16 protein-coding genes and 1 pseudogene are annotated in these 17777 nt (G+C 34.2%); 10 read left to right on the top strand and 7 right to left on the bottom strand.

Annotated elements, in window-relative coordinates; genetic code table 11:
• Nucleotides 1-69 precede the first annotated feature (69 nt).
• The 6 genes and pseudogenes from Bccel_RS32370 to Bccel_RS19025 form a co-directional block, all read left to right on the top strand.
• Nucleotides 70-504, top strand: a pseudogene (locus tag Bccel_RS32370) (CBO0543 family protein); the annotation flags it as partial.
• 42 nt (nucleotides 505-546) lie between these two features.
• Nucleotides 547-678, top strand: coding sequence for a hypothetical protein (locus Bccel_RS32170; RefSeq protein WP_276326127.1), 132 nt, complete (start codon nucleotides 547-549; stop codon nucleotides 676-678).
• Nucleotides 678-1172, top strand: coding sequence for a CBO0543 family protein (locus Bccel_RS19040; RefSeq protein ID WP_036936492.1), 495 nt, complete (start codon nucleotides 678-680; stop codon nucleotides 1170-1172). Before Bccel_RS32170 ends, Bccel_RS19040 begins: the two co-directional genes overlap by 1 nt.
• A 138-nt stretch (nucleotides 1173-1310) precedes the next feature.
• Nucleotides 1311-2384 carry an AI-2E family transporter gene (locus Bccel_RS19035; RefSeq protein WP_036936494.1) on the top strand — a complete coding sequence of 358 codons (1074 nt, stop codon included), beginning with the start codon at nucleotides 1311-1313 and terminating at the stop codon, nucleotides 2382-2384.
• A complete protein-coding gene (locus Bccel_RS19030) occupies nucleotides 2377-2871 on the top strand; it encodes a GNAT family N-acetyltransferase (protein ID WP_050753636.1) in 495 nt (164 codons plus the stop codon). Before Bccel_RS19035 ends, Bccel_RS19030 begins: the two co-directional genes overlap by 8 nt.
• 33 nt (nucleotides 2872-2904) lie before the next feature.
• Nucleotides 2905-4089, top strand: coding sequence for a hypothetical protein (locus Bccel_RS19025; protein WP_036936495.1), 1185 nt, complete (start codon nucleotides 2905-2907; stop codon nucleotides 4087-4089).
• Nucleotides 4090-4235: 146 nt separating this feature from the next.
• On the opposite strand, the gene Bccel_RS19020 is transcribed toward Bccel_RS19025, so the two are convergent.
• The 4 genes from Bccel_RS19020 to Bccel_RS19005 all read right to left on the bottom strand — a co-directional run bounded on the left by Bccel_RS19020 (nucleotide 4236) and on the right by Bccel_RS19005 (nucleotide 8119).
• Nucleotides 4236-6194, bottom strand: coding sequence for a cellulase family glycosylhydrolase (locus Bccel_RS19020; RefSeq protein WP_242853045.1), 1959 nt, complete (start codon nucleotides 6192-6194; stop codon nucleotides 4236-4238).
• A 352-nt stretch (nucleotides 6195-6546) separates the two neighbouring features.
• Complete coding sequence (locus Bccel_RS19015) at nucleotides 6547-7461, bottom strand: DUF1385 domain-containing protein (RefSeq protein ID WP_036936497.1); 915 nt, start codon at nucleotides 7459-7461, stop codon at nucleotides 6547-6549.
• Between the two features lie 9 nt (nucleotides 7462-7470).
• Entirely contained in the window at nucleotides 7471-7800 is a 330-nt protein-coding gene (locus Bccel_RS19010; protein ID WP_036936499.1) for a hypothetical protein, read from the bottom strand.
• Entirely contained in the window at nucleotides 7781-8119 is a 339-nt protein-coding gene (locus Bccel_RS19005) for a PadR family transcriptional regulator (protein WP_036936502.1), read from the bottom strand. Before Bccel_RS19005 ends, Bccel_RS19010 begins: the two co-directional genes overlap by 20 nt.
• Before the next feature lie 146 nt (nucleotides 8120-8265).
• Between Bccel_RS19005 and Bccel_RS19000 the strand changes: the two genes are divergently transcribed.
• Nucleotides 8266-10776 (top strand): UvrD-helicase domain-containing protein, encoded by a 2511-nt coding sequence (locus tag Bccel_RS19000; protein WP_081926742.1) that lies wholly within the window; start codon nucleotides 8266-8268, stop codon nucleotides 10774-10776.
• Nucleotides 10777-10783: 7 nt separating this feature from the next.
• Here Bccel_RS19000 and Bccel_RS18995 read toward each other — a convergent pair whose 3' ends face one another.
• Nucleotides 10784-11719, bottom strand: coding sequence for a MerR family transcriptional regulator (locus Bccel_RS18995; RefSeq protein WP_036936504.1), 936 nt, complete (start codon nucleotides 11717-11719; stop codon nucleotides 10784-10786).
• A gap of 335 nt (nucleotides 11720-12054) precedes the next feature.
• On the opposite strand from Bccel_RS18995, the gene Bccel_RS29745 reads away from it, so the two are divergent.
• Nucleotides 12055-12948, top strand: coding sequence for a hypothetical protein (locus Bccel_RS29745; RefSeq protein ID WP_036936507.1), 894 nt, complete (start codon nucleotides 12055-12057; stop codon nucleotides 12946-12948).
• Nucleotides 12949-13052: 104 nt separating this feature from the next.
• Here the strand turns inward: Bccel_RS29745 and Bccel_RS18985 are convergent, their stop codons facing one another.
• Nucleotides 13053-14324, bottom strand: coding sequence for a homoserine dehydrogenase (locus Bccel_RS18985; protein WP_050753635.1), 1272 nt, complete (start codon nucleotides 14322-14324; stop codon nucleotides 13053-13055).
• A 196-nt stretch (nucleotides 14325-14520) separates the two neighbouring features.
• Between Bccel_RS18985 and Bccel_RS18980 the strand changes: the two genes are divergently transcribed.
• The gene (locus Bccel_RS18980) at nucleotides 14521-16023 is read left to right on the top strand and encodes a LysM peptidoglycan-binding domain-containing protein (RefSeq protein ID WP_036936509.1); all 1503 of its coding nucleotides are present in this window, start codon (nucleotides 14521-14523) and stop codon (nucleotides 16021-16023) included.
• A 126-nt stretch (nucleotides 16024-16149) separates the two neighbouring features.
• On the opposite strand, the gene Bccel_RS18975 is transcribed toward Bccel_RS18980, so the two are convergent.
• Nucleotides 16150-16359, bottom strand: a complete 210-nt coding sequence (locus Bccel_RS18975) for a hypothetical protein (protein WP_036936512.1) — start codon at nucleotides 16357-16359, stop codon at nucleotides 16150-16152.
• A gap of 289 nt (nucleotides 16360-16648) precedes the next feature.
• On the opposite strand from Bccel_RS18975, the gene Bccel_RS18970 reads away from it, so the two are divergent.
• Nucleotides 16649-17596, top strand: a complete 948-nt coding sequence (locus tag Bccel_RS18970; protein WP_036936515.1) for a GDSL-type esterase/lipase family protein — start codon at nucleotides 16649-16651, stop codon at nucleotides 17594-17596.
• Nucleotides 17597-17777: the final 181 nt, after the last annotated feature.

The following is a 17777-nucleotide window of genomic DNA, read 5'->3' as shown; positions in this document are numbered from 1 at the left end:
TAGACACGGTAATTCCTGCGTTTGTGATACTTATCAAGGCCTAAAATAAGTTTGGACTGATACTTTCTAATGAAGAATGGTGAATATTTAATGAATTTAAATTGGAACATGGAAAACTATATTTATATAGCGTCAATTATTTTATCCACTATAGGCTCAATTTTGGTCATAAAAAATAACTGGAAGCAATACGGAATTCTATTTATTCTCACTGGTATTGTAGGTAATTTAATATGTTATATTTTTATAAAGATGGGGTTTTATAGCTTTCCTCATAGATTATTTCCGCATTTATCTCCAATGCCGTTCTTTGCTATACTCACTATATTCCCATTTTATGTGTTGCTGGGAGTAAGGTATAGTCCCAATAAGTGGGGATGGAAAATACCATTCTATTGGGCTTTAATCCATTCAGGGATGCTGGGGGAAGTATTAGTACAAAATTATACTAATATAATAAAGTATCGAAACTTTTGGGACACTTGGGATTCTTATACCTGGTGGTGGTTATTTCTATTAGTGTTTGAGTATGTTGGGGGACTAATTGTGGCAAATGAAAACAGAAAACCAATAAATGAAGGACTGCTAAGGTATGGCAAAGCTGGCTGGTTTATACTCCATTTTATTTTAATTAGTACAATTTTTCTGGCAGGATTTTATGTTGGGAGGATTGCTTAATGCATACTATAATAATTGTTTTTACAGTTTTTGCTGCATGGAAATGGGGTGATTGGAGGAATTGGCAAAAATATCAATCAACAATGCTTTTAGCGGCAGTTGGAAACCTTTTGTATAACTTTTTGTACCATGACCACTTGTTATGGGAGCTAAAGTCTAAGCTTTTTAGCTATTCATTAGGCGAAATTATTTACACATTCATTGTATTTCCCTTAACAGTACTGATTTTTCTAACAGGCTACGCGGAAAAAGTAAAAGGGCAAGTGCTCCATATCTTCAAATTTATAACAATCTACTTTGGCTTTGAATTGATTTTTAGTATATTTGGAAGAATAATTTACAATTATGGGTGGAATATTTGGTGGTCATTGGCTTGGGACTGTATGATGTTTCCGATGTGGGCATTACATTATAAGAGGCCGTTAATTGCTTATGGAGTCTCACCTGTAATTGTAATTATTATGCTACTGCTGTTTCCTGTTAAATTTAAGTAGGTTAAGGGATAAATAAATATCATATTAAATAGCGGTATTGATTATTTGGAGCATTTCAGTTATATTGGTAGTAATTGACCTGATCGTTAAAGGCTAATTTTAAATTATTGATAATTATTACATAAGGGGAGAGTATCTATGTGGATCAAGAATAACTTCTTTAAGTACTCAATTGGAATAGTCATACTCCTTGTCATAATTTTTTTAGTAGGTCAGATAGACTTTTTTATAGCACCTTTTAAAAAGTTTATTGCCATTGTGTTTTTTCCTTTGCTGTTTGCACTCATGTTATACTATATTTTTAGACCTATGGTAAGGTTTCTGTGTAAAAAAAAGGTGCCGAAAACACCGTCAATACTTATTGTGTTTTTTGTGTTTTTACTCATTTTTTCATTGGTTGGTATCTATGCAGGATCACTCATTGTAAAAGAGTCACAGCAGCTTGTGGATGACATGCCGCAAATTTTGGAGAGAGCTAAGATAAAAGCTGATGAGCTTATTAAAAATAAAAACATTGCAGCATTATTTTCAGGGAAAGTAAATGAGCAGCTTACTTCCTATGCAAAGAGCGTATTTCCTGCAGTTAGAGATGGCGTGGTAAATGCAGCTTCCGCAGTTGCAAGTGCTGCATCGGTTCTGGTTGTTGTCCCGTTTATACTATTTTATCTTTTAAGGGATGACCGGAATTTTTATGCAAAAACAATCGCTATTATGCCTGCAAAATATAAAAGCAATGTTGCAGGCATGATAAAGGAAACGGATAAAACATTATCAAACTATATTACAGGTCAGGCACTTATTGCATTGATACTTGGTGTGTTATCTTATATAGGTTACCTTATAGTAGGTTTAAAATATTCTTTTATTCTAGCCTTTCTTGTCATGATAACCTCGTTTATACCTATGCTTGGTGCAATAATAGGCGTTGTTCCGGCATTCTTTGTCGGACTTTCGGTTAGTCCTTTCATGGCATTGAAGGTTCTAATAGTTGCCGTAGTTGTGCAGCAGTTAGAGGGAAACTTTATTTCACCTAATCTTATGGGTAAAAGGCTTGCCATACATCCATTGACCATAATAATACTATTTCTGGGTGCAGCATCTCTCTATGGATTTATCGGAATGCTTATTGCAGTTCCTGCATATGCAGCATTTAAGGTTATTGCTGCAGGGGGAGTACGTATATTTAGAATATGGAAGAACAGGAATGATTAATATTAATATTAGAAGAGGAAATAAAAATGATATTGATTCTATAGCAAACATTGAAGCAAAATGCTTTCCTGTCTCAGAAGCTGCATCAAAAAGCCGTATTGCAGACAGGATGAATGTTTTTCCCAATCATTTTTATGTAGCAGATGATAATGGCGAAATGGTTGGCTTTGTCAATGGTTTGGTAAGTGATGAAAGAACAATTAGTGATGAGATGTTTGACAATGCCATGCTGCATAATGAAAAAGGAAAGTATCAAATGATATTTGGTTTAGCTGTATTGGCAGAGTATAGAGGAAAAGGAATTGCCGGCAAATTGATGAGTGCCATAATTTATGCTGCAAAAGAGGAAGGAAGAAAAGGAGTAGTTCTTACATGCAAGGATGATTTGATTCCCTTTTATGAAAAGTTGGGTTTTCGAAGTAAAGGAGTATCCAAATCAGCTCATGGAGGGGCTGTATGGTATGACATGGAGTTGATATTATGGTAGAAAATTTGGGTTAAAAGATTAGAGGGGGCATATATGGGTCAAAAGATAATTTTTGCATCTGAAGGCAAAATAGGTAAGATTGATGGGGCAAAGCTTACATATTATACAAGTGAATATCTAGAGAAATACAACAAAAACAGATATGAAATAATGAAAAAGAATTCTTGGAAAACAGAGGGGCAAGGTGCAAGGTTTATGGGCGTTCATAGTATGGTACGGGATATTGATATGCCTAATACTGCAGCCCACATTAGCGGAATTTCATTTCTCAATAATTCAGATGAAATAATATACACAATAACGGTTAATAACATGTCAGGTATATTTTCTAAAAATCTATCCCAAGACTCTAATAATGAAGGACATATAATTCATAAAAGCAACACAGAGTTTTCTGGAATAGATTATCATGAAGGCAGTGGCCAGGCGGTTGTTTCCATTAGTGAAGAGAGTTTTGAGAAGCATATTGCATTAATTGATATTAATAAAGGCAGTTATAGAATTATTACAGAAGGTGAGTCAAAGGACCAAAATCCGTTCTGGTCAAGAAGAAACAAAAATATCTTATATTATGATTCCTGTGGCATTGGTATGGATAAGGCTAATAATGAAATAGCATTCAGTCAGCGTTTTATCTGCAAACTGGATTTAAATGCAGGAATAGTTGAAGAATGTATAGCAGATGACAAATATAATTTTGAAAAACCGAGAGAAGACATGGAAGGTAATTTACTTTTTATTAAAAGACCATACCTTGATGACAATAATATAAGTCTGGGTCAAACAATAAAGGATATATTTCTTTTCCCGTTCAGGTTATTAAGGGCAATATTTTCATGGATGAATATATTTTCCATGAGATATTCCGGGCAGAACCTCAGGACAAAAGGAAATAATCCTGCCAAGATTAGAGAAAAATCTCAGGAGGATATTTTTATAGAGGGTAATCTCATCAATGTAGAAAAAACATTGAAGGAGAATATGGATTCAGGAGAGAAGTATCCCGGTTTTGCACCAAGGAATTGGGAATTGGTTAAGATGGACTCAAATGGAAAAGTGACCAGCATTAAAAAGGGAGTATTGGATTTTGATATTGAGGGTAATGGAAATATAGTTTATACAAATGGTAATTATGTAATAAGAATTTTGAAAAATGGAAAAGAAGAAATAATTGAAAAGATTCCGATGGTCACAAAGATAAAAGTTGCTTCAGATTAATGGTGATCAATGAAGTAAGAGCAAACTTGGATTAAAGTAAATTAAGAGCCTCCTGCTGAAAGTTCAGTAATTCTTAGCAGGAGGCTCTCTCACATTTATATGTAGTTTAGGCTGTCCCAAACGGGAAACAATATTTTAATCATGCCTTAATTTGTATAGCTTGCAGTTGTTGCATTAAAGTGTTTGGCTATATTTACGATATCAGCCATGTTAACTGCTCCATCAAGATTAGTGTCACAAGCAGAATCATACTTGCCGTCATCTGTAACGCTGCCGAATACCTTGGCTACCTCAATGATATCTGTCATATTGATGACTCCATCCTGAGGTGTTTTAATATCTCCTACCCATATTACTATCGGAGTGCTTTGCGTACCTATAGTACCATTCTTTTTAATGCCTGCAATTTCTCTTGAGAGATATCCGGGTTTGCTTATCTTAATGGTAAAGCTGCTTGCAGCTTCAGGCAGAGCTGTGATTTCAAAATAACCTGATGCATTAGTTGTAGCAGAAACCGCTGTACCATCTATTTCAACCTTGAAGCCCTTCTTTATTTCTGAACTGGATGAGCTAACCTCAGATGAAATATATCCAGAAATTTTGTCTGTTCCAATTGTAGGCTTAGTAGGTGTTGGAGTTGGGCTCACATTCTTGGAAGTTGTTGGTGTAGGAGTATCTTTTGGTGAAGATGGATTCCCCAAATATTCTCCTAAAGAAATTCCGTTTTTGCCAAGTGGTACCTGATGATCAAGCCCGACAAATTTACCGCCTGATTGCCATAATGAAGGCTTGAATAACCCATATTTGCTTTCATCCCATGTAGACCAATCATTACCTACAAGTCCACCGGTATCGCCTGAATTGGGATTTATACACCAGAATGTATGGTTAATTCGGTTTTTAATCATGTAATCTCTTAAAAGTGTCATCCATTTCTGGTTCTTTCCTGCGTCCATATGTCCTCCCCATTCACCAATGAGAAGTGGAGCAATTTTTTTGTCATCGATATATGCCCATGTATCATACCAATAGTCATCCAATAATGTCTGGGTAGTGAAATCCTTATCAAACCATGGCTGATTGTAAACTGAAGGACCATAATCATGGGGAGAATATATAATTTGCTTATTTAATGCAGGAGAGCCAAAATCAACAGGATGATCCTTAACACCTCTTAGGTTTCCGCCCCACCATGCATTATGATATACAGCTGCATCACCACTGGCTCCCCAAACATCAGGATCATCAAAAGTATAGCCTTTTTCAGTTCTTGGGTATACCTGAATACCTTCTATAACAATAAGCATTTTTGGGTTAGCTTTGAGTATTGCCTTACCGCACTGTTCTGATGCATATTTCCAGTTGTTTTCATCTGTAGAGTCATCCCATTTTGCAATATCGGAAGGGCATGGACCTGAGTAGCCGCGTGATCCATGAGGCTCGTTCTTTAAATCTATTGCAAGAATGGTATCATCATTTTTGTATTTATCAGTCAACCATACTAAAGTATCAATCCACATCTTTGTTGTTACAGTTCCTGCCGTTTCTGTTTCGAGACCATACCAAATGTTATACATATGGCCGGAGTTATTGGCATCAGGGCTATGTACATCTATCATTACCTTTATACCAAGTTCTTTACAATATCCCATAATGATATCGAAAATTTCCATGCTGTTTTTTGGACCTTTGGTTGCAGGATCATAAAAATCAGGATTCATAACCATGTATGGCGGGTCATTAGCAGCTGTTACACTGGAAACCTTATTTGGTTTTCCGATCATCCAACTGTATAAAAGCTCAGTAGAAATTGGTATTCTCAATAAACCTATTCCTCTATCAGCTACGGCTTTCAAAATGTTTTTAACATCGTACCATGCACCATGGAAAACATTTTCACTGCAGTTAAAGCCAAACCAGTTTGCACCTGTCAGCCATACTTCATTTCCGTTCATATCAACAACCTTGTCGCCTTCACAATGAAGCCAGTCATCGTTGTTGCTATCTACAGCATATGAAGTGGATCCCATGTTAAATGAAAAACAATACATGGAAAGCATTGCTAGTATGGCAACTAACGAAATTATTCTTTTTGTTTTTTTCATAAAAACTTTTACCCCCTTAAAAAATTAACCAAATTTTGTACACTAACTTTAATTCCTTCAAAATTTACTCAAAACTCCTCCTTTTTCAAACTCTCAAACTTATAAATACGGGTATACTTATATTTTATTGAATATTCTAGTTGAAATCAACCTAATTATATACTTTTTAAGAAAAGTTGCTTTAAGAAAGATACCATTATGAATATTAAAGGATAGATAGAGCCTTGACTTTTCATACGTGCCTAAGTGTAAAATTGCTTGTCATTTTATCCTATAGACGCAAAAAATGCCATCCGTGGCATTTTTGCAACTATGTTTCTATTTAAATATATTATGTATAATTGTAGACCTCTTAAGATTTGCAATACACATTGTTAAATGCCAGTATAGCTACTTCAACCTGCTTTTCATCAGGCTCTTTTGTAGTAAAAAGCTGGAATAACAATCCCGGCATGCTTATTAATTTTGCAATAAAAGAATTGCTTTTGGAAGAATACCTGAAAACTTCATAGGAAATACCTGCGACAAGGGGAATAAATATTAGTCGAAGGAGAACATTAATCCATATATTGTACCATCCCATGAAGGAAAATATAAGTATGCTTATAACTAAAACCAAAAACATATAAGATGTTCCGCATCTGGAGTTTTTTGTTGAATATTTCATGACATTTTCAACGGTAAGATCATCGTCATTTTCAAAGCAGTTAATTGTTTTGTGTTCAGCACCGTGATACTGCCAAACTCTTTTAATATCCTTTGCTTTCGATGCAAGAGCAAGATAAAAGAAAAACAATGCTACTTTAATGACGCCTTCAAAAAAATTGTAAAAAATGACTCCTGTATATGTATCTTTGTTAAAATTCAATAGTCCGGCAAGTATGTTTGGAAGCAATATAAAAAGACCTATTGAAAAAGCCAGGGAAATTATCAGTGATAAATATATAATAGCATCCTTGGCCTTTTCACCGAACATTTTGTCTATAAGTCTATCAAAGAATGTACTTTCAGTGTTTTCGCTATCTGATTCAATATCGATAAATTCTGCAGAGAACATCATTGCCTTGGTTGATAAAACCATCTGCCTTACAAATGAAACTATTCCACGTAACACAGGTACTCCTGCAAACTTGCTTTTCGATGGAAGTTCTCTCTTGTCTATCAATATTTCACCATCGGGTTTTCTTATAGCAATAGCTGCATTTTCAGGCCCGATCATCATAAGGCCTTCTATTAAGGCTGAACCGCCAATAATTGCTTTTTTCATAAATCCTCCTTATATGATGTATGAAGTAATCAAGGTAGCCAGTACTCCAGCCAATAAAACCCGCTTGTCATAAAAGATCCTAAAAGTTCTGAAGTCTTTAACATCTTTTTTATGCACGGTGTTGAACATTTTGGCCAGTTTCACACAGTCACCCATATCTTTTAACACATAGGCAGTGCTTTGTTCAATACCATAGCCTTTAACAAGAAAATCATTATATTTGTCATAAAGGTTTTGATATATTTCCATGCAGATTTCTTGCTTTAAATTATCTTCTACCTCTAAATTAAGCCTTAATACATTAATATAATCATCAAGTTCAGGTATTTGGGTCACCATATATCACCCTTCCCATAACATTAATATAAAATTTCCATCTTTGTTTTTCCTGTTCAACGGTTTTTATTCCTTCGTCAGTAATACGGTAGTATTTTCTTGATGGTTTTCCAGGGTCCTGCTGTACCCAGTAGCCTTCGATAAGTTTATCTTTTTCTAATTTATGCAAAGTGGGATAAAGGCTGCCTTCTTTTAATTGAATAGCTCCTTCCGTAAGATTCTGTACCACTTTTGTTATTTCATAACCGTATTTTTCGCCGTCGATGAGGGATGAAAGCACGATTAGATTCATATTTCCCTTTATAATATCCTTTGAAAACATTACGCAACCTCCTTTAGTATAATTATATCCTATATACCTAGTTTGTCAATGTATATAGAATGAAAATTATATAACGGATTTTTAAAAATGCTCACTAGTGTTATAATAGTAATCGTTGTATGAAAAGTGATTGTTGGAGGAATTAGATGGATTTTACCAGTATATTGAGGGATAAGTACAATATAGATTTAAATGAACAGCAAGCTGAAGCGGTGAACAATATTCATGGACCTGCACTTCTGCTTTCGGTTCCAGGCGGCGGGAAAACCACAGTAATTGTATCACGTGTTGCAAACATGATATTAAATCATAATATTGATCCTGGAAAAATATTAACTCTGACATTCAGCAGAGCATCAGCTTCAGATATGAAAAACCGTTTCAAGAAGATATTCGGAAATGACATTGTATCCGATGTTCAATTTTCTACCATTCACAGTTTTTGTTATTCTGTCATAGATGCTTATGTAAGAGGGACTGGCAAGCCCTTTCCAAAGGTCATTGAAGGCAGTGAAAATGAACAATCCAAGGCATATTTGTTAAAGAAAATCTATCTGGAAGTAAATAATGAATATATTAACGAAGATACATTGGAAGATCTTTCAAGCACCATCAGCTATGTAAAAAATATGCTTATGGATTTGAAGGAAATCGAAGAACTTGAAACCTCAATGGAAAACTTTCCAGATATATATAATGCTTATGAAAAGTATAAAAGGGAAGCAAGGCTTATCGACTATGACGATATGCTTACAGGCACTTATATGCTTTTTAAACAAAATAAGGAGATGCTAAATATCTTTAGGAATAAATATCATTATATCAATGTGGATGAATCCCAGGATACTTCTTTTGCACAGCACGAACTGATTAAGCTTATGGCTAGCCCTAAGAACAATATATTCATGGTGGGAGATGAAGACCAGAGTATATATGGTTTTAGAGCAGCATTTCCTCAGGCACTTCTTGATTTTGACAAGACATATACTGGTGCTAAAATAATGCTGATGGAAAGGAATTACCGTTCTACGGAATGTATAGTAAAACCAGCAAATATGTTTATTAAACAAAATAGAGATAGATTTGATAAGAATATGTTTACCGAAAAGGAAAAGGGTAATACCATTGAGTTTGTAAGTTTAAAGGATAGGAATAGCCAGTATGACCATATTTTGAATTCAGTTAAGAAGTTTGGGAATTCATCCCAATGTGCCGTCCTTTATAGAAACAATATTTCTGCAATACCCCTTGTGGAATTCTTTGATAGAAACGGTGTTTCATTTTATTTAAAAGAGACCAATATTCATTTTTTTAAACACTGGATGGTTACAGATATTCTTTCATTTATAAAGCTTGGACTGAACCTATTGGATACAAATTCATTTACACAAATATATTACAAAATGAATGTATTTTTATCAAAGGAGATGATTCAATACGTATTAAGCAATATTGGGGAATATAGGGATATTTTTGATGCATTGATGTCATATCCCGGAATAAATCAGAGAACAAGGAGAGAATTGGCTGAAATTTATAAAGATATCAAGCGGATGACTGCATTGAAACCGTTTGATGCCATTGAGTTTATTGAAAAGGACCTTAATTACAAGTTGTTTATAAGGAAAATGTGCAAGGAAAAGGGGTATTCCCAGGAAAGCCTTAACCAGGTTATGGATGCTTTGAAGACTATCTCAGAAAAGTGTAAAACATACGATGATTTTTTTAGAAGACTTGAACATTTACAGGAGGTTATTGGTAATTCAAAGAACAACAGATATGGTCATTCTGTTATTTTATCAACTATACATTCCAGCAAGGGTCTGGAATTTGACAATGTTTTTATTATTGATCTTATAGAAGGCCAGTTTCCGACAGCCAAGAGCATCTCCGATTGTGATGAGGGGGACAGGCTGCTTATGGAAGAAGAGGTAAGGTTGTTCTATGTCGGGATGACCAGGGCAAGAAAACATCTTGAGATAATAACCTTTGACACATCAAATAAAAGGAAGGTGCCTGTATCTAGATTTGTAAAGCAGCTCCTTAAGGCACAAAGAACAGCAAATTTCCATAAGACTTCCATTGGTGGGAATAAATTAAAAAAGTCAGGTGTGCCGGAAGATATTGCAGGTGCAATGGTTGAACACATTAAGTTTGGTGTAGGGGAAGTTATTTATACAGATAAACATAAAGGAACAATGAAGGTAAAATTCCATGATGTTGGTGATAAAATCCTGGCTGTAAATACATGTATTGAAGAAGGGCTTATAAAAGTGTTGGAAGAAAGCCGCAGTACCCATCAGGTTATTGAAAATAATTCACTAGATGCGTACAGCATTGAAGAGCTTAGGGAATTGGCTTTGGAAATAGGTAATACCGGAAAAACAAGGCAGCTTCTTACTGAGCTTTTCTGGCATGAGGATTATGAAGTAAGAAGACGTGCCTGTTCTGCTGCCTCTAAATTAAAAGACAGTGAGGTAACAAAATCCATCGTTCCATGTCTTTATGCCCCTGAACCCCAGATTAGACAATATGCTTTAAAGGCAGTTCTCAAAAGTAAGTGTAAGGACATGGTCCACCATGTAAAGAAGGTTCTGGAGAATGAGGACAAGTATTATAATATAGATCTATGTCAAAAGATACTGGATAAACTTTAGGTGTTCCTTACACACTTTTGGTATCTACACCAAAGGCTTTAGCCATACATTCCTCCAGATATTTGGCTCTTTCTGCATATTTAGCATAATCAGGGTTTAGTGTTTTTAAATTGTTTTCGAAGTTGTTATAGTATCCCATAGCCTTCATTTTGTTTTTAATTAGCATTTCACTCTCAAGATATTTATCATTTGCAGATGTCATTTCTGATTTGAAGTCATCTGTGACATTTAGTTCATTAATGATATCAATCATATATTTCTCAAATTCATCGTTTGAGAATGATATCATCTTATGCATCATACTCTTCATATTCTCTTCAGCTTTGTCAAAAAAATCGTCTGAAAGATTATCATATAGATTTTTAATATCTCCGGGAAGCTCAAAATCCTCAACATCATCCAAAAATTTGACTATTGAAATCCATGCTGTTTCCTTTTCTGGAGTATCTATTGGCTCGCTTAAGAATCCACCATACTGGGAACATATAATCTTACCGAAGTTTCCCGGAAAAATTCGCTGCAGATGCTTTTTCATATAATCTGATCGGCCTTTTGCATCCATTTTTAATGAGGTATTAAGAAGTGATAACTCATTTGTAATGGAAGATAAATCATTAAGATTGTTTTCTAATCCTGATAAGCAAGTTCTCAAAACGTTTTTTGATGTCTCCATGGCTTTAATTTGATTTTCAAGCTTTATCATGTGATCTTCCAGAATCGATTTGATTCTTGAGTTATCACACACTATATCCTTGATATCTTTTAATGGGACATCAATTTGACGTAATATGGAAATTTGAATAAGCCTGTCAATTTCTTTTTGAGAGTACTCTCTGTAATTATTCTCTTTGCTGAATGTGGGGGCTATTAACCCTAATTCCTCATAATAGTTTATTGCTTTTTTTGTTAATCCGGTTAACTCCATTACTTCGCTGATTTTCAAGTAAATCTCCTCCTTAATTCAATGTCTGAGGAACCATAGCATATTTGACACTGTAATCATTTGCTTATAACAAAATAAAGTTAAAACCGTTCGATATTTGCTTCACCAAATGTAAGATTATTAACACTTTTAATTTAGTATAATCCAGGTCCTTGGGGAACAGTCAAGGGTTTTAGAAGAAATATATTTTAGGCATTTCCATAATTAAGTGTAACTAAATAATTTTTTTCTGCGTATTTTGAAGTAGACATAAAATGTAAAGGAGATGCATTATTATTAAGAAGTTGTTGTTATTTATTATTACACTTGCTGTGATGTTACTTGGAGTGATAGTGGTGTTGGCAGCTAGTGTAACGCCTACTACTATTATAGGCGATGATGAGGATTTAGGAAATAGTTTACTCCCAGAATGCTTTTATTACAAGATACCTATCGAAGAAGACGATTTAGAAGGATTTCATGAGGTAAAACTTGATGATAATGGGGTTCCTAATTCTAATGGCAACGTAACTTTTTGGTTTTACATTGGAAAAGATAATGGCAATGGGTATACAGAAGTATTGTGGTGGAATAGTAAAGTTCAAATTAGTGCTGTTATTGTAAAGGGTAGAAATGCCTATAATCTTTATCAGTATGATCCTGGTACAATATCGGATACTCATTTGGTTGCACCGGATAGTGCAAGCGGTAACCCTGCCAATGTAAGTCATGTTTCCATCATTGTTTGTCCTGAAGCAACACCAATACCCACAGCGACAGCAACATCAACACCAACACCTACAGCGATAAATACAGCAACTGCAATAAATACAGCAACTGCAATAAATACACCTATATCAACAGCGACGTCAACGCATACAGCAACAAAAACAGCAACTGCAACTGCAACAAATACACCTATATCAATAGCGACACCAACATCTACAGCAACAAAAACAGAAACAGCAGCACCAACACCTACAGCAACAAAAACAGAAACAGCAATACCTACATACACGGCAACATCGACAAATACACCAACAGTAACAATAGAACCAAAAGAAATAACAGCAACAGCAACACCAACACCTACACCTACAGCGTCCCCTATAGTGAAGCAATCCCCACCTGAATGTCCTCTAGGATGTTTTATTTTGGGTGCTTTGCTGGGGATATTGAGTTTACTGGCATTATTGGCGTTAATATGCATTTGTATGAAGATAAAATTCAATCACAAGAATAAAAACTAATACAAAAAGAAATGTTTAGCACAAAGGAGAATGGATTAATAGAAATAGTAGTTTTAAACTATAAAAACGCAGCTTTATGGCTGCGTTTTTACTTATGTCTAGGATTAATCATTAAAAAATGGAATTATAGTATTTACATCAACCTTATTGTTTTCAAATTCATGAGTAATGAGATCAATAACTGTGGACTCAACGCTGTTGGTCAGAAGTACAACATCCATCTTTCCGTTTACTTCGTCCTTTTGTATTACTTTTTCAATGTTGACTGAATTTTTGGCAAAGACATTACATATGAGGGCTAGTTTACCGATAATGTTGTCAACTGAAACCCTCCAATACAGACTGTTGGTAAAGTCTCTGTAATCATGTATTACATCACAGCCGTCATAAAGGTCCATTTCATAATCAAAGCTTGTCTTCAAGACGCTTACAAGATCATCATACATTGCTGATGCAGTTGGCTTTGAACCTGCTCCCTGGCCATAGAAACCAAGTTTGCCCGAATTTGAACCTTCAAAAACTATTATGTTGAAGTTATTAATTACGTTCGCAGCTATGTGATTTTCAGCGATAAGGCAAGGTCCGACTCTGTAAACAAATTTTTTATCCTTTTTCTTTTGGAATATTGCCAGAGGTTTTATTTTATATCCAAGATCCTGTGCATATTTCATGTCTACAATATCAATGGAGGAAAATGATTTTGTTGACATCTCCTTTATATTGACCCAGCTTTTCATTGCAAATAGTGCAAGGACTATTACTTTATAAAGGGCATCAAATCCATTAATATCCTCTGAGGGATCATTTTCAGCATAACCCAGATCCTGAGCCTTTTTTAAGGCCTGCTCAAAGGAATAACCCTTACGCTCCATGCTTGAGTAGATATAGTTAGAAGTAGCATTCAATATTCCTACAGCTTTTGTTATCTTTTCGCCTTTAAAGCATTCCTTTATAACCTTTGCGATTGGAATACCGCCTCCTACTGTTGCATCAAACCTTAGCTGGCTTTTTTTAGTCATGCATAGGTCAATGATATCCTTTCCATAAAGAGCAATCACTTTTTTACTTGACATTATAACAGGCTTAGTCATTTCAATACAGCGAACTACATAATCTTTAGTAGCTTCTGTCCCTGATCCTCCCATACATTCACAAATGATATCACTGTCATTTAATACTTCGTTGGCATTATCTGTAAGCTTAGAAAAAGGGATATCGGCATTCCTCTTCTTATGCAGATCCCTTACATATGCCTTTCCAATTTCCATTTCAATTCCGTATTTTTGCATGATGTCTTCTTTATTTGAGTTAATAATATTAGCTAGCTCAGCACCGACTACGCCAAGACCTAATAGGCCTACTTTTATCTTTTTCATAACACATCTCCTGTAATCATTGATACATATATTTATGTATTTTACCATTATAAATTTTATTTATCAAATAAATATGAAAAATGATAACGCTTCTGCATATTTTTACTATAACTAACCTATATACCATCCCTTGAGTTAATTATGAGAGTATAATATAATTGTATATGCAACTTATTATGTAAACTAGGAGGATATTATGAAAGGAAAATTGTTACTGGCAGTATTTTTGGTAATTTTTGTAGCTAATAGTTTGATAACAGTTTTAAAGGCAGATGGTACCATTTCCGATGTAGTTATAAATAACGGTACCATATCGTGGAATTCTCCTCCAATGTACGTGAATGGACAGACGTACATACCACTAAAAGAAAGTGCTTCCCATCTACAGCTTGCAGCGTCTTTTGATGTGAAAACCATGAATGCTACAATTCTCTATGGAGAAAATGAATTAAAACTGCGGCTTGATAATGATATAGCATGTCTGAATGGAAAGTTTGTACAACTCAGTTCTCCGATGAAAATAATTAATAATACTATAATGATACCAATTGACTCATATAAGCATCTAGGTATGACATTAGTAACTAAAAATAATACACTTCTATTATTTAGTCCGACAGATGGAAAGATAATTTATAAAGTTGTGAGCGGTGATTCATTGTGGAGAATATCAGTGTTATTTGGTGTTACTGTTGATTATATAAAACAGCTTAATAATTTAAAAGATAATACAATTTATATAGGACAGCCTTTAGCAGTTAAACTTACAGATAGTACATTCAGAACCGATTTTGATGCAATCAGTAGTAATGCTTCATTATTCACTTTGCCATCATTTCAGTCACCTGTAAAAGGTTATATAACATCAGGTACTGCTATAAAAGTTATTGGGAAATCCGAGTCGTGGTACAAGGTGATTACTCCAAAAGGTGAAGGTTACCAGTATAAATCATCTGTCTCAATTAACCAGTCAATATTGGATACGGCACCTAACAGTACTTATTTTGATAAAATAATACCTGTAGACACATCTATGAATACAATTGAGTACACGACGTATATAGTAGTTTCGGGAGATAACCTGTGGTCGATATCTGAGAGGGTTGGATTACCAGTTAATGAATTGGCACAAGCTAATGGACTTTCAACAAGTTCAGTACTTTATATAGGTCAAGTACTTAAGGTGCCTGTTCACAAGATTGCAATTAAAAATGTAAAAGGTAGCCAGTATGGAGAAATGCTTGACTGGTATAAGGAGGGACAGTATGTTATACCTATAAATGCTATAGGTAAATTAACGGATATTGGAACAGGAATTTCGTTTTTTATAAAAAGAACCATGGGGGCAAGTCATTCAGATACTGAAACAGTTACTTATTCAGACACAACTATCATGAAAAACGTATTTGGAGGTAGTTGGTCATGGAACTCAAGACCTATGGTTTTAGAAATAAATGGCAGAAAAATAGCTGTTTCTGTTAATGGGATGCCTCATGCAGGTGTTGATGGGGTTCCGATGAATCAAATTGTTTCAAACAGAAGCGGTAATTATGGAACAGGGCCTAATTATGACAGAATTGCAGGCAATGGTATGGATGGACATTTTGATATGTATGTTTTAAATGGTAGAAGGCATATGGATAACAAAATTGATGCAGATAATCAAAGGATGGTTTCTCTTGCAGGTGGACTTCAGTAATATTGAAATAAATTAATTCTCTTACGCTTTCATAAAAACAAACCATTGGAGGAATTTATGTCAACCCAGGGTTTGTTTTTATTTTTGGAAAATATAAAAAATATTGATTTTTATGTTTTAATAATACTAATCAAGATTGAAGTCAAATGGAATACACTCTAAAACTAATTCATTAAATAGCTTCCATATATTTTTATCAACATCCAAAATGACATTATTTAATAACTTGCTATAGACACTTGCATACCCGATAAATTTAGAGTTCTTTGTTATGGCTATTATATCACCTTCGCTGTACCTGTCAAAATCTGATGAATTGGGTAGAGTCATTAACATAAAGCATCCTCCCTTCAGATATGTATGAATTAAGTAATGATTAAAACAGTTTTCCCAACTAGAAAATATTTGTTTCTTATAATATGTATCGTGCCAATAACATTTTCAATTAATATATAATATGAATAATGTATTAAAGAAATTAGTATATTACGATTTTAACAATAGTATTCCCAAATATAAAATTTATTAATCACTCAAAAATGGAGGAATTATCTTTAGTTCTATAGAAAATAAAACATGGAATTAAATATAGCATGAAGTTCTGCTGAATTTTTGGAGGTTAATTATGACTAGATGGAAAAGAAGTAGGTTCGTTTTGTCAGTCTTGATTATTTTAGCCATCTCGGTAGACTTATTTAGTGGCAATTTTAACTTTGAACCTGGGAGTTCATATGGAATATCGAGTAAAGCCTATGTTCTGAGAAGCGGTAAACCAATGTTACTCTTAAGAAATATTTGCAGTATGATTGACGCAAATATTGTTTGGGATAAAAAGAACAAGGAAATATTGTGTACAAAAGGTATTATTGAGATTAAACTTTCAATAGGTAGTAAAAATATATATGTTAACGGTAAACAAAAATCAATGGATTCTGAAGTGGTTATAAGTAATGGCAAGACATTGGTTCCCCTAAGCTTCCCTTGGAAGGATATGAATATTGGGGTTTCATGGAACGGGAATAAGAAATTGCTTTCAATAAACAAAGGACCAATAATTTTTTTTGGTGACTCAATAACTGAAGGTTTTAAGCTGAAGAAATATTTTTCTTTAAGCGGACTCATCAATAAAGGTGTTTCAGGTAATACAACTGCAGATGCATTGAAAAGAGTAAATGAGATTATCACTAAAAAGCCTGATAAGGTATTTATTATGTTAGGGACTAACGACATATGGGGAGTTATAGATACCAAAGTCACAATTGATAATTATAATGATATTATAACCAAGATAAGGACTGCATGCCCTTATGCAGATATTGTAATCCAATCGGTATTGCCGATGGGTTTAAGTGCTTTTAAAAGGAACCCTCTTGCAAGTAGTAAGAGTATAGACGGCTTAAACTTAAGACTGAAGGATATAGCAAAAGATTATGATTTAAAATTTGTTGATATTGGTATACTATTAAAGGACAAGAATGGAAATATGGATGCTAAATATACTAGTGACGGTGTACATATAAAAAGTAATGCTTATAGTATATGGTCTGAAAAAATAAAAAAAATGGTACACTAGAAATACTTAATATAATTATTCAATATAATGAAATAATATATATTAACACTTGTAGTCATGTTGAAAATATAACTTCCCGTATAATTTCGCTTTCGTGTTCACTTAACTTGTGAACACACGCTCAAAACGGGAAGGAATATTTCAATCATGCCTTACAAAGTTAAGAAATCAGGAGGTTTTA

The sequence above is a fragment of the Pseudobacteroides cellulosolvens ATCC 35603 = DSM 2933 genome, assembly GCF_001262605.1.
GTDB classification, from domain to species: domain Bacteria; phylum Bacillota; class Clostridia; order Acetivibrionales; family DSM-2933; genus Pseudobacteroides; species Pseudobacteroides cellulosolvens.
Note: the sequence above shows the minus strand (reverse complement) of the source record. Positions and strands in the feature narration are given on the sequence as shown.

Excerpts from the sequence above, each read along its gene's own strand:
- Bccel_RS19040 (WP_036936492.1), top strand. The coding sequence starts at position 678 with ATGCATACTATAATAATTGTTTTTACAGTTTTTGCTGCATGGAAATGG.
- Bccel_RS19035 (WP_036936494.1), top strand. The coding sequence starts at position 1,311 with ATGTGGATCAAGAATAACTTCTTTAAGTACTCAATTGGAATAGTCATA.
- Bccel_RS19030 (WP_050753636.1), top strand. The coding sequence starts at position 2,377 with ATGATTAATATTAATATTAGAAGAGGAAATAAAAATGATATTGATTCT.
- Bccel_RS18980 (WP_036936509.1), top strand. The coding sequence starts at position 14,521 with ATGAAAGGAAAATTGTTACTGGCAGTATTTTTGGTAATTTTTGTAGCT.
- Bccel_RS18970 (WP_036936515.1), top strand. The coding sequence starts at position 16,649 with ATGACTAGATGGAAAAGAAGTAGGTTCGTTTTGTCAGTCTTGATTATT.
- Bccel_RS19025 (WP_036936495.1), top strand. The coding sequence starts at position 2,905 with ATGGGTCAAAAGATAATTTTTGCATCTGAAGGCAAAATAGGTAAGATT.
- Bccel_RS18975 (WP_036936512.1), bottom strand. The coding sequence starts at position 16,359 with ATGTTAATGACTCTACCCAATTCATCAGATTTTGACAGGTACAGCGAA.
- Bccel_RS19005 (WP_036936502.1), bottom strand. The coding sequence starts at position 8,119 with ATGTTTTCAAAGGATATTATAAAGGGAAATATGAATCTAATCGTGCTT.
- Bccel_RS19015 (WP_036936497.1), bottom strand. The coding sequence starts at position 7,461 with ATGAAAAAAGCAATTATTGGCGGTTCAGCCTTAATAGAAGGCCTTATG.
- Bccel_RS19020 (WP_242853045.1), bottom strand. The coding sequence starts at position 6,194 with ATGAAAAAAACAAAAAGAATAATTTCGTTAGTTGCCATACTAGCAATG.
- Bccel_RS19010 (WP_036936499.1), bottom strand. The coding sequence starts at position 7,800 with ATGGTGACCCAAATACCTGAACTTGATGATTATATTAATGTATTAAGG.
- Bccel_RS18985 (WP_050753635.1), bottom strand. The coding sequence starts at position 14,324 with ATGAAAAAGATAAAAGTAGGCCTATTAGGTCTTGGCGTAGTCGGTGCT.
- Bccel_RS19000 (WP_081926742.1), top strand. The coding sequence starts at position 8,266 with ATGGATTTTACCAGTATATTGAGGGATAAGTACAATATAGATTTAAAT.